The 14,780-nt window shown below is 29.0% G+C and carries 11 protein-coding genes; 4 read left to right on the top strand and 7 right to left on the bottom strand.

Features of this window, described 5'->3' with window-relative positions; translation table 11 throughout:
• Positions 1–27 precede the first annotated feature (27 nt).
• From MKY45_RS09500 to MKY45_RS09480, 5 genes are all read right to left on the bottom strand, one after another.
• A complete protein-coding gene (locus MKY45_RS09500) occupies positions 28–435 on the bottom strand; it encodes a hypothetical protein (RefSeq protein WP_193064528.1) in 408 nt (135 codons plus the stop codon).
• Positions 436–1,313: 878 nt separating this feature from the next.
• The gene (locus MKY45_RS09495; RefSeq protein WP_193064527.1) at positions 1,314–1,847 is read right to left on the bottom strand and encodes a hypothetical protein; all 534 of its coding nucleotides are present in this window, start codon (positions 1,845–1,847) and stop codon (positions 1,314–1,316) included.
• Positions 1,848–2,596: 749 nt separating this feature from the next.
• Entirely contained in the window at positions 2,597–3,328 is a 732-nt protein-coding gene (locus MKY45_RS09490) for an ABC transporter permease (RefSeq protein WP_341172862.1), read from the bottom strand.
• Positions 3,325–4,167, bottom strand: coding sequence for an ABC transporter ATP-binding protein (locus MKY45_RS09485; protein ID WP_341172861.1), 843 nt, complete (start codon positions 4,165–4,167; stop codon positions 3,325–3,327). The genes MKY45_RS09490 and MKY45_RS09485 overlap by 4 nt, the downstream gene beginning before the upstream one ends.
• 410 nt (positions 4,168–4,577) lie before the next feature.
• Positions 4,578–5,861 (bottom strand): IS110 family transposase, encoded by a 1,284-nt coding sequence (locus MKY45_RS09480; RefSeq protein WP_341035585.1) that lies wholly within the window; start codon positions 5,859–5,861, stop codon positions 4,578–4,580.
• Positions 5,862–6,735: 874 nt separating this feature from the next.
• Between MKY45_RS09480 and MKY45_RS09475 the strand changes: the two genes are divergently transcribed.
• On the top strand, positions 6,736–7,410 hold the full coding sequence (locus MKY45_RS09475) for a response regulator transcription factor (protein ID WP_193064524.1): 675 nt from the start codon (positions 6,736–6,738) through the stop codon (positions 7,408–7,410).
• Positions 7,411–7,422: 12 nt separating this feature from the next.
• Positions 7,423–8,430 carry a sensor histidine kinase gene (locus MKY45_RS09470; RefSeq protein WP_193064523.1) on the top strand — a complete coding sequence of 336 codons (1,008 nt, stop codon included), beginning with the start codon at positions 7,423–7,425 and terminating at the stop codon, positions 8,428–8,430.
• Here the strand turns inward: MKY45_RS09470 and lanM are convergent.
• Positions 8,413–11,106, bottom strand: coding sequence for a type 2 lanthipeptide synthetase LanM (gene lanM, locus MKY45_RS09465; RefSeq protein ID WP_193064522.1), 2,694 nt, complete (start codon positions 11,104–11,106; stop codon positions 8,413–8,415). The genes MKY45_RS09470 and lanM overlap by 18 nt on opposite strands.
• 69 nt (positions 11,107–11,175) lie before the next feature.
• Positions 11,176–11,346 carry a class II lanthipeptide, LchA2/BrtA2 family gene (locus MKY45_RS09460; RefSeq protein WP_193064521.1) on the bottom strand — a complete coding sequence of 57 codons (171 nt, stop codon included), beginning with the start codon at positions 11,344–11,346 and terminating at the stop codon, positions 11,176–11,178.
• A gap of 150 nt (positions 11,347–11,496) precedes the next feature.
• Here MKY45_RS09460 and MKY45_RS09455 point away from each other — a divergent pair, with 150 nt between their 5' ends.
• The gene (locus MKY45_RS09455) at positions 11,497–11,685 is read left to right on the top strand and encodes a plantaricin C family lantibiotic (protein ID WP_193064520.1); all 189 of its coding nucleotides are present in this window, start codon (positions 11,497–11,499) and stop codon (positions 11,683–11,685) included.
• 75 nt (positions 11,686–11,760) lie between these two features.
• The gene (locus MKY45_RS09450) at positions 11,761–14,778 is read left to right on the top strand and encodes a type 2 lanthipeptide synthetase LanM family protein (RefSeq protein WP_193064519.1); all 3,018 of its coding nucleotides are present in this window, start codon (positions 11,761–11,763) and stop codon (positions 14,776–14,778) included.
• Positions 14,779–14,780 lie beyond the last annotated feature (2 nt).

The following is a 14,780-nucleotide window of genomic DNA, read 5'->3' as shown; positions in this document are numbered from 1 at the left end:
TACCATTTTAAAGGTTAAGATAACCATTCAAGTATTGTGGATAGCCGCTGAATTTGGCGGAAGGCCATGTTTAGTAAACAAAGATTGAATTGCTGTTTCGAAACTTTCGCCACGCTTAGTTAAATCAACATTAAGTTTATTCATATGATGTAGAAATGTTTTAGAAAAGTTATTCATCATAAAAAGAGAAGGGATTATAATAACATTATTATCCTGAGGCATAACTTGATTACCTATTGATTTCTTATCAATTGCTAAATAAGGTGCACGCACTTCTTTTTGTTCAGTTTGAATAAAATAATTAGTTGCTTCAAAATAAATAAGTGCCATAGCTTTAAGACAAAAATAGAAATGGAACAAATCCAAAACGTGTACAGATGTATTGGAAATCTTCAATATAGGAACATAAAAAACCTCCTGTATTCCTAATGTCATGCTGCTTGGCATGCACATTAAGTATGCAAGGAGGCTTAACTGGTAAAGCCTTCCGCAAAAGGCGGTAAAAAAGATTGCAAGGCTGGTACATATTGAATGCCATACTCAAAGGGATGATAGCTACTAATATTGCACCTAATATTGCCAGTACTACTGCAACTACTTTTCCGTTCATTAATCTTTGTCGATTTGGGGTAGCGGTTACATTTATCAAACGACGTAAAACGGATGTGGACGAAATATTAAATTGTTCACAAGTTACCTTTAGACTATTTCCTTGTTCGAGATAGAACGCTACAGCCTGTCATTTTAATTCCTCCGGGTGGAATGTCATGACCACCTTGACATTCTTCTGCAAAAAAATCACTATCTAAACCCTTATCCACAAAACCTCGATCTGCTTATCAGTCAAAGAGCAGGTCCCTTCAGATACTAACTGCTTTGCTATCCCCAATGATGTAGGATGCTCCAACTTTACTAAAGTAATCAATTGCTAAACATAATCCTCAAATTCCCAATCTCTTGCTGTTTCATTTCGTAACATTTCTTTTAAATCTTAATAATACATAATTCTTTTTCCTTTCTAAAATTTATTTACATCATAACCCTAACATAAAAATAGGCTGTTAAAGGTTCGTTTCTTATCCAATACTTTAGAACTGCAAAAATTAGAGATTTACTAATATGAAGAAATAAAGAAAATTATCTTCTTGTTCTATTTTGAATATACGTTACGAGCAATTGTTGCGCTTCCAGACAAAGAACCTTACAGAAAAATTATCGTTTCAAAGGCAAAATAATAAAATGTTGTCATTCATAAAAACACTTGGTGTCATTAAACAGTAAAACAAAATATCATATTAACTCATTGGTGTTTATTAGTGGTTGGAATCTTTATCAAATGATAGATTTACAGGAGAATTCAGCATTTCATCCTGCTGCTGCATATTAGTAGTTGGAATATTTTCATTTACTTCTTCCAAAAAAAATTGATTTGCCCATACTGTTCCTTTCCCTGATAAAATGATTCCGAATAATATAGTAGTACTATTATTTGGCACATCTAAAACTATGGAATATAGTTTCCAATCTGTAGACCCTTTAACAGGCCGATTACTCATATTATCTAATTGGACTAACTCTTCCATTGTATCCTTTACACCCATCCACATCCCAGCAGAGTTTTTTACACCTTTTGTACATATATAACTCGAAAGTCTTACGCGTTTTCCTTTATATCGATTTGCTTTAAACATTTGCATCATAGTGGCAAAACTCGTTGAATCCACTTCTGTTTTAGATTTTAAATAACCTGATGCTTTTCCCTCTAGTACAATTTCATAATCAATACCCATTTCATAGCTTAATGGGTCTAACCCAGTCAAAAACCAACCCTTCTTTTTTATCTCCATTTATGCTCTCCCCTTTTTGACTTAGACTTGTAAGAGTACTACTTAATTTGCATATTGATTTTACTCTCTTTATATAGAATAAAGGAATTCTTCATTTTTTTTTGATTAATCTTGCTATTTTATTGTTTTTTCAATTACAAATTAATAAATTGGTACTACATAATACTCCTTGTATATTGGTTATTACTCGATGACCAACTATATAATCATATATTGATTCTATGGTGATTTTAGATATTTTTATACATCTTTATGAAAGTATTGATTCCTAACTAATAGTATTTCTCGTCCTCCTAAAAAAATAAAAGCATCTATTTCTTCGTTATCAAAGTACATAATCAGGAGTTTTTTTATCTAAATCTAACGATTTTATAAATTAGAATATAAGAAAACGAAGGGGCCTTGCCATACATAGCCTCTTCGTCTTCTAATACTGTGTAATGCAAAATAAAGTACACAACTTTGCAAGGCTAAATTCAAAGAATTGCAAAGAAAAAATACATAACGAAATGATCACTTTTTGATACGGAGAGGCGAGCATGATACCCTTCTGCGGAAGAGCCAGATCCTTTGTGCAGTCTGGCTCCATGGCTCTTGACTCATGCTCGTAGAGGCTCCGTGTCAAATAACAAAATTCCCCATGTATTTTTCGTTGCAAAACTATGTATTGATGTTTTGCAATTCTGTGTACAATTGTTTTGCAAAATACAAATACTTAATATCTCTTATATTTCTAATGTAAATACAATTTAAATAGCTTTTTTATTAATTATTTTCAAACTTAATATTAGCATAATTAAAGCTAATACTATAGTTATTCCAATTCCTACAAGGGTAGAAATTAAAGGATTGTCATAATAAAATTCATTATCAACAAAGTATAAACCAGCTCTATATCCGAAAGTTAATGGTATTAAATAAGAAAATGGAGCTGCCATTAAAATCATAGAAATTAGAGAGCCACCTATACCAATAGAAATGCTTATCACAATATTTCTTGTTAGTTGAATGATTACCGAAAAGATTAAAGAAACACTTATAACTACAATTAAGTGTAATGTGGTGAATGACAATATTATTTTATATAGATTAGAGAATTCTCGATCCACGATACTATAAAATACCAACAAAATTATTAGATTAGATATAAAAATTACAGCCATAATTAATAGTGATACAAATAACTTTGAAAAGAATAATTTTCTTCTCGGAATATTGTATGTTACCCAATCTAAATAAGTATTATTTCTATATTCTATATAAAATATAGATGAAATAATAATACTTGTGATAATAGGAAGCAACATAAAATATTGGTTATAAAAAGTAAAGTAAAATCCATTCTCTAAACTCATACTTTTGTTATTCACGATATAATTTGCAAAATTCATTAATATTGGGATGAGATTTAAAATAAAAATAAATTTTATATACTTTTCGCTTCTTACCTTAACCAATTCATTTTTAATTAATTGAATCATACGGCCTTCACCTCTGCTGCTAACGACATTAATTCAATATAAAGATTTTCTAAATCCAAATATTGAATATCGTCTAATAGAATTGACTTGCTTTGACTTAAAATGTCGTATTTTTTATTGCTTAAAACAACTATATCTTCATTCTTATTGTTCTTTAATAAAGTTAATTTGTCTTTTTGCTCATTTGAAATTTCTTTCACTTTTCCAATAATATAAGTCTTATCTTCGTTTTCTATTTCTAGTACTATTTCTCCGTTGTTAATAAATATTAAAGTATCTGTTATATGAGAAATTTCATTTAGATTGTGACTTGAAATCATTACAATTCTATTTTTGTTTCTTATTTCCTTTTCCACTAAATTACGCATTTCCTTTATTCCCATTGGATCTAATCCATTTGTTGGTTCATCTAATAATAAAATATTCGGATTTCCCATTAGCGCCTTAGCCACACCTAGTCTTTGCTTCATTCCCATAGAAAGATTCTTAAATTTCTTATCTTTAGCATTAAATATTCCTACAAGTTTTAATAAATTATCGATATTTGGATAGTCATCTAACTGAGCATAAGATGCATGTAACTTTAAGTTTTCAAAGCAACTTAAGTTAGGATAAAAGGCAGGATACTCTATTAGCTTTCCAACAAGCATATTATTATTGTTATTAATTATTTCCCCCTCATATTTTATCGCATTCAAAAGAGCTTTAAATAATGTTGTTTTTCCAGCTCCGTTTGGGCCTAATAAGCCATAAACTTTCCCCTCATCCAATTTCAAGTTTACTTTTTTTAATATCGACTTTCCATCAACTTTATAAGAAACATCTTTTATATTTATCATTAAATTCCCTCCCTCTATATACTTAAAATATCTCCGAAATGCTCTTGTTTTCTTAGAATTTCTTAAACATCCAATTTGGGGTTGGATAGTGGGGGTGGAGCGTTTGTCAGAATACAGAATATTCTAATGCACTCCTAGCCATCCTAACGACCAAACAGGTAGTATTTGGTAAAAAATGGTGTAACCATGCTTGGTAACTCCACACTTCTTATGGTCGCTCACCCTCCCATGTATCACGGGATTGGTATCCATACATTCCCTCGTCCTGCGTATCCACAAGGTGGAGGTCGGAATAAGCTCCTATGCTGGGTCTAGCCCGAATGGAAAAAATAAGCTCCGACTCCGCATTATTGGTGTTTGTGTATTCTAAGTTCCCAAGGTCATTTGTTGCTATTTCTTTCTTCTACAGCTTAAGCTGCCTGTAAAGTTTCTATCTGAGGTAAACCTTTCAATAACTTGCTTCCATCAAATTCACACTGTTTTTGACCAATGACAAACAAGGCACGTAATAATTTCCCACACAACGCAATCAATGATTGTTGTTTCTTTAATGGATTTTCCGGGCGGGTCGTGTAATACCTATGCAAGGTTTGAAACGTCGGATTATTCGCTACGAGCGGTCGTATCGCTAAATAAATCGCCTTTCGCAGTTTCTTCCGTCCGCGTTTCGTTATTTTCGTTTCCCCTTTGAATTTCCCGGAACTGTGCTCCCGCAACGATAAGCCGGCCAGATTCACGAGTTGTTGCGGATGATGATAATTTGATATATCTCCTACTTCCGCGAAAAAGGTAGCTACGGTTGTTACTCCCAGTCCTTTGATAGCCAGCATTTCTTTTGCTCCTGGTATCTCTCCTAAGAGCGCCTCTATTTCCAAATCCAGCTCTTTCAATTGTTCTGCATACAGCTCATATTGGTCTAATAAGCTGTGTAGCTCTTGTCTGGCAAAGCGTAAGCCGATTTCTATGCCAACACTCTTCTTCGCTTTGTCTACCAGTTTGGTTGCTCGTTTGATACCAACACCACGTTTAACGACCGTTTGCCATTCCTCCAGTACGTCTTCTGGCGTTTTATCACGAATATCAGATGGAAATGGAAATGCCCGTAACGTATATAATGCGGCCTTTCCATTCCATTGTTTAAATACATCCTGAAACTCTGGAAAATAGCGCTGCATGTTATTTTGTATACGTCCTTCCGTAACTGTCTGCTGTTTGATGAGTTGATCTCGTAGTTTCATGGCTTCTCTTAACTCGGCATAGATGCCGTCGAGAAGGTTTGGTATAGAGTATCTCCCATCCTTCACCAGCTGGGCAATCACGCGCGCATCTTTGGTATCATTTTTCGTTGGCGAGTTATCATCCAGTTCTTTTGCTTTCTTGACATGCATCGGATTAACCAATACAAAATCCGTATCCTTGCTGATCAGATAATAACCTAAACTCATCCAATAGTGACCTGTTGGCTCAGCTCCTATGATGACATGGTTTTTATCGTGTTCTTTCTGGAGCTTTGAAATCCATTCCAGTAGGATTTCAAAGCCTTCTATTCGGTTTTCAAAGATCAATCTTTTCCCAAATTCATAGCCTCTGTCGTCCTGTGCTCGTGCCACATGTTTGTCTTTGGCAATGTCTATTCCCACTACAAGTGTAGATGGTGTGATTTGCGATATTTTGTGATTTTGATTATAATTCATGGATGAGTCCTCCTTGGTATTTTTTAATTTCGGGGTCATTGCAATGACACCCTGTACTATACCAAGAGGGCTCTTTTTTGTTCAAACCTCAAATTTCTTCATTACAGGAATGCTCCTAGTTACGTATTAATAAGAATATAACCATACTAATAATGTAAATAATAAAGAGCGTGAAAGATAATTTAAAATTACTTTGCTTAAATCCATTCTTAACGATTTCTACAATAAATAATGAAACAGATAATATGAACGTAAGAATCGTTATTGCAATAAATAATTTTTCCATAGTTAACATAAATATTCCTCCTGTAATTTGCATGTGTTTATTTATATGTACATAATATAATATGAATATTAAAAGAATCTTAAAATTAACGATTTTATTTTCTTTCTTATAAGTTTCTACGATTACTCGGGACTTTTAAATATGAATCAATTCCACATATGAACTTTATAAATTTTTTTAACTAAGACCATCTGTATTTGTGAAAGTGTATTTTATAACCAGACTTTTTTAGTATGTTGTCGTTGTTGTTGAATAAGTTCTCAATTTATTTAACTTACTACAAAATTAAATATATTAAGATTAAAAGCAGCAGTGTAAAAAATGAATCTCTATACATTTTTAAATACTATTGTTTTGTTATATAAACAAGTTAAAGTATGTATTATCGCATATGACTTGGTACATCGTTTGATCATATTCTAAATCTATGAACCAGCATTAGGTATAACCTTACATCTACAGGAATCTCAAATTATTAACAGACAATGGATCGGTTTGTAATATCTAACATCTTAAATTATAATGATAATTCACACTTCGACATTATTTGTTATCAAAAATGGAGAAATAAGGAGGAAGAATAATACTATGAAAAATATAATGAAAACATTAAGTATCTTTGTACTAGAAGACGATAAATACATATCGGATTTTTTGCACGACTTTTTAGGTGAATACTTTGCTAATGTATTTATTAAAACCGATAATCAAATTACTTATTCTGAATTAGAACATATTGATATTTTCTTATTAGATATTGAAATTCCATTTGATAATGGCTATGAAGTATGTAAAAAAATAAAATTACTTTATCCTCAAAAACCAGTAGTGTTTTTAACTGCTCACAGCCAATTAGAAGATAAAATTAAGGGATTAGAACTAGGGGAAGATTTTATCCCTAAACCATTTGAGCCTTTAGAACTTATAGCTCGATTAGAGAATTTATTGAATAATAAATATAGTGAATATACGTATATAAGCGGGTTAATGATTAATAACATTACTCAAAGTGTTTTAGATTCTAATACAAAGAAAGAGATTAAATTGAGCAATACCGAAAAAAAACTATTTTTTTATTTATATAACAATATAGATCTTTGTTTATCTAAAGAGCAGATTATTGAATATATTTGGGGAATTGACTATAATGATAAATCGAATTCTCTAAATGTGTATATAAATAATTTAAGAAATAAAATAAATATTAACGAAAATATTATCCATACTGTTTACGGATACGGTTATAAAATGACACATCATTAAGGAGTAAGAAATATGTTTCACAAAAAAGTTTATTTAATAACATTAGCTTCTATATTATTTTTTCCTTTTGCTTTTATATTTTCTAACTATACGGTATACGGAATCCATTTATTGTTGAATTTTATTAATAATACGGATATCCCTTTTAAATCTAATGATAATTATATATATATTTTTTCTCTTTTTTTTATAATGATTTTATTATATGTTTACTTTCTTTCTAAAATTCTTAAAAATATATCATTAGAGATTACTAATCTTGCAAAACTAATACATATGATAGCTGATGAACAAGAGATTCCAGACACTGTTCCTATTTCAAATTTAAAATTTGATGAAATAAGATATCTAAGCGAATCTATTAATGTATTAATAGAAAGATTAAAATACAATCAAAAAAAATATAATGAATCAGAAGAAATAAGAAAAAAGTATTTAGATCAACTATCTCATGATATTAAGACCCCTCTTTCAATTATTAATATTAATCTATACTATATTCAAGCAGGCAAAAATACAAAAGAGGCCATTGAAGAAATCACCAAAAATGTAAATATTATATCTACACTTAGTGATAGAATATATCATAAAAATTATTTGAATTCTGATTCAATAATTCTAAAAAGAGAACCTGTTATTTTGTCTGAATTTCTAGAGCAAATTTCCCAAAAATGGAATAATGCTTTAAAACATAAACATATAAAGTGCAATATGAATATTGATCCTAGTATTAACTGGACTTTAGATAAAATGTGGTTTGAAAGATTATTTGATAATATATTGCAAAATGTTCTTTACCACTCAAATGCAAATACTTTAGATATAAAAACAATAAAAGAAAACAAATGTGAACACTTAATCATACTCGATAATGGTATAGGATTTGACTATACAACCAAAAATCTTTCCGATGGAAAAGGGTTAACTATAATAAAAGAAATTCCAAGTTTATTAGAACTTGGAATCTCAATAAAAAGTGATGAGTTTGGTACGAAGATAACTCTAACTCATAATGTTTAAAGCAAACCTATAATCCTCCTTTTTTAGAATTATGTCGAATAATTGTCCGCTTTTGCCTAGAAAAAAACCCGAATTATTATTGGGATACGAAAATCCAGAGTCCCAGGAATTACTCATTGTATGATTACCTAAATCTTTATTCCATTGTTCAATATCAGGAAAAGATTTTTCTCTAAGAAATTCTATTGCCTTTAACACTAACATGTTTCCATGCACACCATGACATATACTTTTCCTGTTATTTAAATTAGATACATTTAAACTGAGAATTTCTGTTAATTCTTCAATATAGTTCACTTTAAGATATGGTATATACTGTTGAATTTGAACTCTTGCTAGTAATATGCCTGAAAGACCATTACACCAAATAGTAGGCTCTTCAAAGTTTAATGCTTTATCTTCATAAGATAAGATTCTCTCTACTGTATAAATAACTTGTTCATCTTTATTAATAAAGTGCACATACTTCGCTAAAGTTAATGCTATACCAGAAGTACCATGAGCTAAACCTGGATTCATCTTCATATCTTTGGCATCCTGATCCCAATATATTTCTTTATTGGTTACTTTGGATTTGGATATTAGTATGTCTTTAAAATTTTCAATTGCATATAATATTTCTTTATTGTCAGTAGAAATATAAAAGTCAATTAATAGTGATATAATACCTGTTAGACCACCCATATAATCTATTGGATACCAACTTTTCCCTATATGAATATTATATTCATTTATTAATTTTAATAGGTTTCTCACAATATTTTCGTTTATGTGATTTTCTTCAGTAATACTATTTAGAATATATATATATTTAAAATAGGAAAATTTACCGTGATAAATTGAAAAATTACTAGTTTTATCAATTTCATATAGATTCTCAATTGTTTTATTCAAATCCTTTAAACTAGGTGAATGTTCTTTTTTATATTTTAATATCCAATAATGAAATAATATCGATATGCCTCCTAATCCATCATATAAATTATATCCAATTGGACTGATAACTGCATTCCCATTACCATTATGGCGAATACTTAATAGTGTTGAAAAGCTATCAGTAGGTGATGTTATTTTTTTTATTTCCTGGTTAATATCTTTCTTATAATGTAACTTCTTAAGTGATGTTGATTCAATCTCCTTTGAGCTATTCTCTTTGTATGCATCTATAGCTAAATTTAATAGATTAGACTGCTCTTCCAGATCATTGAATGATAAATTATTTATTCTTAATAAAGTTTCTTCTCTAGGTTCTTTATCAAAAAAATTATATACTACTTTATCATTAAAAGTAGGACTTTTAATATCTTTTTCATCAATATTTACAGTGAAGTAAGGCACGTCATAATTTAAAAGGCTTTTATACTCCAAATCAGTAATTACATCTTGGGACTTAAAATGGGTATTTGTATTTTGAAGTATACCAAAAAGTTCAGTGCTCTCTTTGGAGTGGGTTTGTTTTAAAAATTCTATGTATGTAATATAGGTATAAGTCGGTTTTAGTACATATCTCACATTAAAAGCTGGATAAGTAGAAATTATTTCCATGTACTCTTGCTTATTCTCAACTACATACAAATAAGCTTTCTTAAATCCTCTTATAACTTTCTCTTTGAAAGAATAGATTTCCATAAATTTATTCTTATATTTGGGGATATTTTTACTTTCTTTTAAAAAATGTTTTTTGTAGATATACCGCATATTATCACTATTTTCATCAACCAAAATTTCCTCGGTTTTGGGTGTTAGTGTTTGATTTGTAGTTCCACCTAAAAACATTATCCCCTCACCAGTGAAGGTAGTAGTGTAGTCAAACAATAAACTTTGTAAGATTGACTCATTTAAAAAAAGAGAATTATTTTTTATTAACTGATTAGAATCAAAGTTAATTGTCCCTTGCATAATAGTTTCTAAATCAATAATAACTGGACTATTCGAATTACTAATTATATTTTCATAATGGATGTCATTGGATCTTAACATATATGTGTAAAATATATGAATTCCTAAATGATAATAATACGCTTCTATTTCTTCAAGAGTATTACAATTTGTATAGTCAATAAATTCTTGCCAACCATGAGATTTGTAATTATATAATTTAGGTATCTTTAGATCGGATCCATTATCATCATTAAACATTTTGATTAATTTATAATAAAAGATATCACTTTCTATATTTCTCGGTTTATATACAAGTTTTGTACCATTATTAAAAAACAATACTACTACAGTTTTTCCATTATTGTGAGTATCTCCTTTGTCGATTTCAATATAATTAATTTTAACATTTTGATTTGGAAAAAAATCTTCTCTGTTTTTGCAAAAATCATTTAATATATTATAGTGAAAATTCATAAATTCTGTAATATTATTATCTAATATTGACCTTAAATTTTTAAATTTATCTTCTTGCATGTCTAATTTTTTTACATAATAATTGATTCTGCTATCTTTACATTTATCATCCTCTCCTTTGTCATTAAAATTTTCATGAAAATCTTCGAGCATAAACTTACCACTTATTTTTCCTATTTTTTCTATAATTATATCTTTAATATCCTGATTATAATTATCTAATAATATATGTTTAAACTTCTTTCCAATTTCCATAATATATATATCTATTTTCTCAGAAAAAAGCTGTTCATAAATTTTCAAACTTATTAGGTTTTTCATAAATTATATTCCTCCTAAAAAATAAATACCCCCTGTAAATAGGGGGCATTTATTATCAAATACTGTACCTTAGCCATTATTACAAGGTCTGACAATAGATGCACATTGAGTTGTTGGACAAATTGCAGCAGATATCGGGATTGTAACAGTTGGAGTTCCTTGCGGTTCTGCAGCACCACCAGAAACTTCTCTTAAATCCTCGACACTAATTTTTTTGTAAGCGCATACTTTCTTTTCCATTTAAATTCCTCCTCTTTTGTTTTTTTGGGAAATAAAACAATATTTGCTAAATTGCCCAAATTATTGTATTATTTCCTTATAACTAATTTTTCACACTTTTATAATAACACAATTTAACAAAAATTCAAACATGTAGGAGGTAATTTTTTTATGAAAGAAAAAGATTTGCAATTGTTCAATACTGCCGGTGATTTCATGAGCGAATTAGAAGAAGCTTCTCTAAAGAATATTTCTGGTGGTGCTGCAGAACCAATGGGAATATCTGAAGATAATGATGGAAAGTACTGTACTCTTACTTGGGAATGTTCAATCTGCCCTACACACACTTGCTGGTGTTAAGAACAATAATGGTGGGGGATTTCTCCCCCGCCATTACCCAATACATAATTAATAAAGTATTAAGGGGTGATTTTAATGCAAAAATTAAATTATTTTATAGATAACATATATAAAGATTTTGAAATTAATGACGTTGAAAATGCACTTAAAGAATTAAATATATCTAACATAGAATATTTACATAGAGATTATTACAGCAAAAATAAACCTATAATATCTAATCCTTCCTGCAACAATGATGAAATGATTGATTATAATTATTTAAATCATATAAATATAAATTCTCAAGTTAACAATAAAAATCTCATTCTCTTTACTGACTTATTTGTAGAACTCTTTCAAACGGAATTCACCAATAAATTAACTTTACTAAAAAAGTATATTGACTTTAATTTTTATAAAGAAGAAAAAAATCTTAAAGAACAGGTATCACAATTACTAATGTCTGTTGCTTATAGATCATTAATATACGATATAAACAAGAAAAGAACTTTTAAAAACTTCAAAAGTAATAATGAAAAAGAGCAGTATACTGAATACATTGAAGAATATTTATCTAACCCAACAGAGCTTACAAAAATTTTAAAGGAGAATGATACTTTAACTTCTTTAATGAATCATAAGTTAACATTGATATTAAACTATTTAGAGGAATTTTTATTTAATCTAATTGACGATATAGACGAACTAAAAAATTATTATAATATTAATGAAAAACAAGAAAGTTTATATTTATCAAATATTACTATAAACAAAGGCGATACACATAACAGAGGAAAGAGCGTTGTGTCTTTTGATTTAAATGGCAAAAAAATATATTACAAACCAAGAAACGGTAATATAGATTTATTCTATGAAAAGATTTTAAAACAGTTCAATAAAAATTCAAATCATTATTCTCTTAAATTTCCAAGAAATATTTATAGATCAAATTATTTTTGGTCTGAATCTATTGATTACTATAAAATCGAAAATAAAAAAGATATACCTAACTTCTACATAGAGCTAGGTATCCATTTATCCTTTTTATATGTTTTCAATGCAGTTGATTTCCATTCAGAGAACTTAATAGCTAATGGCAAAAGTCCGGTTTTAATAGATTTAGAAAGCTTATTTAATGTTAAAAGTTCTTTAGAAAAATTTCGTAATGCAAGTGATGTTAATCAGCAACGATTGAGCCATTCTGTAAAATCAACCGGGGTACTTCCCTTTGTTTTTGGGAATAATAAAGCTGACATTAGTGGAATCGGAAGACGTGGCGAGACTCAGTCATCTATAAAAGTACCGACTATAAAAAATGAACGAACATCCAATGTTAAAATTATTTCAGAATATAAAACTATGCAAGCTTCACAAAATCATCCAAAATATAAAAATCAACATGTTAATGAATTAGAATATATTGAAAATCTAAAAGAAGGTTTTACAATAGGCTATAAATTTATTTACAACTTTAAAGAATATATCGTTAATACTCTTAATGATATGCAAGACGAAATAGAATTAAGATATATTAATAAGCCAACAATTTACTATTCTAATATTTTAAATGTAAGCCATCATCCGGTCTTTCTGGAAAACAAAACTGTTCGAGATTTACTATTAATTAAACCTTTCATTGAAGATGCAAATAATTTATCTAAATTGGAAGCGTTTGATTTATCTGAAGGAGATATACCTTATTTTAAATATCGTTTATCAAATAAAGATATATTACATCATAGCTCTATATTGAAAAACTTTTTAACAAAATCACCTTTGCATATTGCTACCGAAAAATTAGATAAATTATCTAAAGGTGATCTTTCCTTTCAACTAGATCTAATTTCTAGCTCACTAGTCGATGATGAAAAAGAATTGACTGAAAAAAAGGAGAAACTTTTTATAAAAGATTATTCAGATTTACCCCTTAATAATATCGCTGATAAAAAAAATTATTTGTATAACTTTGCATTTCTGATTGAAGAAGAAATTAGTAAACAACAAACACAATATAAAGATACATTCAGTTGGTATACTTCAGTAGTAATGGGAGATATCGGAACGAGGAAATCAAATCTAATTGTTATGGATGGGAAATTATATGATGGATTATCAGGAATGGCTTTCTTATATATCACAATGTATTCTGTAACTAAAAATCAGAGATACATTGATAAGGCGCAACTAATAATTGATGATATTCTAGCATCTTACGGATCACCACATAAATATCCCATTGGAGCATTTGACGGTATTACATCATTAATTTATTTACTTACTTATTTTTACAAAATCACAAAAATAGATAATTATAAGGATAAAGCTATTGAAATGAGTCTTGATATTAAAGAAAATATAAAAAAGGATAAGACAAATGATATTATAAGTGGATCATCTGGAGTTATGCTAGTATTTATAAATTTGTATAATTTAACAAAAGACTCCAGGTTAAAAAAATTGATAGAAATTTGTAAAGAAACCCTAATTAATAATGCTGAACAACAAGACGATGGGACCGTAAGCTGGAAGTGTATTTCGGAGGAATATTTAACAGGTTTTGCCCATGGGAATACTGGTATTTGTTATTCATTAAATAAATATCTTGAAGATATAAATTCAGGTGATATTAAAGTGAAAGAAGTTATAGAGAAATCAAATAATTTCGAAGAAAAAATGCGATCAGGAGATAGGTGGCTGGGTAGCTCTCATGATACCGAAAACACACCTTATGCATGGTGTCATGGTTCGCCTGGAATTCTATTGAATAGAATATCATCAAAAAAAGGAGACTTTGAAGATAATCAAAAGATACAAAATGAAATTTTAATAAATGGTTTTTCAAGAACTCAATGCTTGTGTCATGGAGATTTAGGAACAGCTATGATTTTAAAAGATTTTTATACCACATATGAGCAGTTCGAAAACCAAAATATCCCCATAAATATTATTTATAATATCATAAATAATAAAGAAGTTAATGAGTTGAAAAACGGGCTAGGTATTAATAATATACAAACTCCAGATTTAATGATAGGCTTGGCTGGAATCGCTTATGGTCTGTTGTATATTACAAATCAACATTTACCAAATATATTAAAATTAGAAGTGTAAGA

Origin of the sequence: Oceanobacillus sp. FSL K6-0251, from assembly GCF_038004725.1 — a bacterium.
GTDB lineage: Bacteria > Bacillota > Bacilli > Bacillales > Amphibacillaceae > Oceanobacillus > Oceanobacillus oncorhynchi.
The sequence above is the reverse complement of the archived record's forward strand: the minus strand, read 5'-3'. Positions and strand labels throughout refer to the sequence as shown.

Bases quoted from the DNA above. Each gene is read 5' to 3' on its own strand.
- MKY45_RS09475 (WP_193064524.1), top strand. From the start codon at position 6,736: ATGAAAAATATAATGAAAACATTAAGTATCTTTGTACTAGAAGACGAT.
- MKY45_RS09460 (WP_193064521.1), bottom strand. From the start codon at position 11,346: ATGGAAAAGAAAGTATGCGCTTACAAAAAAATTAGTGTCGAGGATTTA.
- MKY45_RS09485 (WP_341172861.1), bottom strand. From the start codon at position 4,167: ATGATAAATATAAAAGATGTTTCTTATAAAGTTGATGGAAAGTCGATA.
- lanM (WP_193064522.1), bottom strand. From the start codon at position 11,106: ATGAAAAACCTAATAAGTTTGAAAATTTATGAACAGCTTTTTTCTGAG.
- MKY45_RS09495 (WP_193064527.1), bottom strand. From the start codon at position 1,847: ATGGAGATAAAAAAGAAGGGTTGGTTTTTGACTGGGTTAGACCCATTA.
- MKY45_RS09500 (WP_193064528.1), bottom strand. From the start codon at position 435: ATGACATTAGGAATACAGGAGGTTTTTTATGTTCCTATATTGAAGATT.
- MKY45_RS09450 (WP_193064519.1), top strand. From the start codon at position 11,761: ATGCAAAAATTAAATTATTTTATAGATAACATATATAAAGATTTTGAA.
- MKY45_RS09490 (WP_341172862.1), bottom strand. From the start codon at position 3,328: ATGATTCAATTAATTAAAAATGAATTGGTTAAGGTAAGAAGCGAAAAG.
- MKY45_RS09455 (WP_193064520.1), top strand. From the start codon at position 11,497: ATGAAAGAAAAAGATTTGCAATTGTTCAATACTGCCGGTGATTTCATG.
- MKY45_RS09470 (WP_193064523.1), top strand. From the start codon at position 7,423: ATGTTTCACAAAAAAGTTTATTTAATAACATTAGCTTCTATATTATTT.
- MKY45_RS09480 (WP_341035585.1), bottom strand. From the start codon at position 5,861: ATGAATTATAATCAAAATCACAAAATATCGCAAATCACACCATCTACA.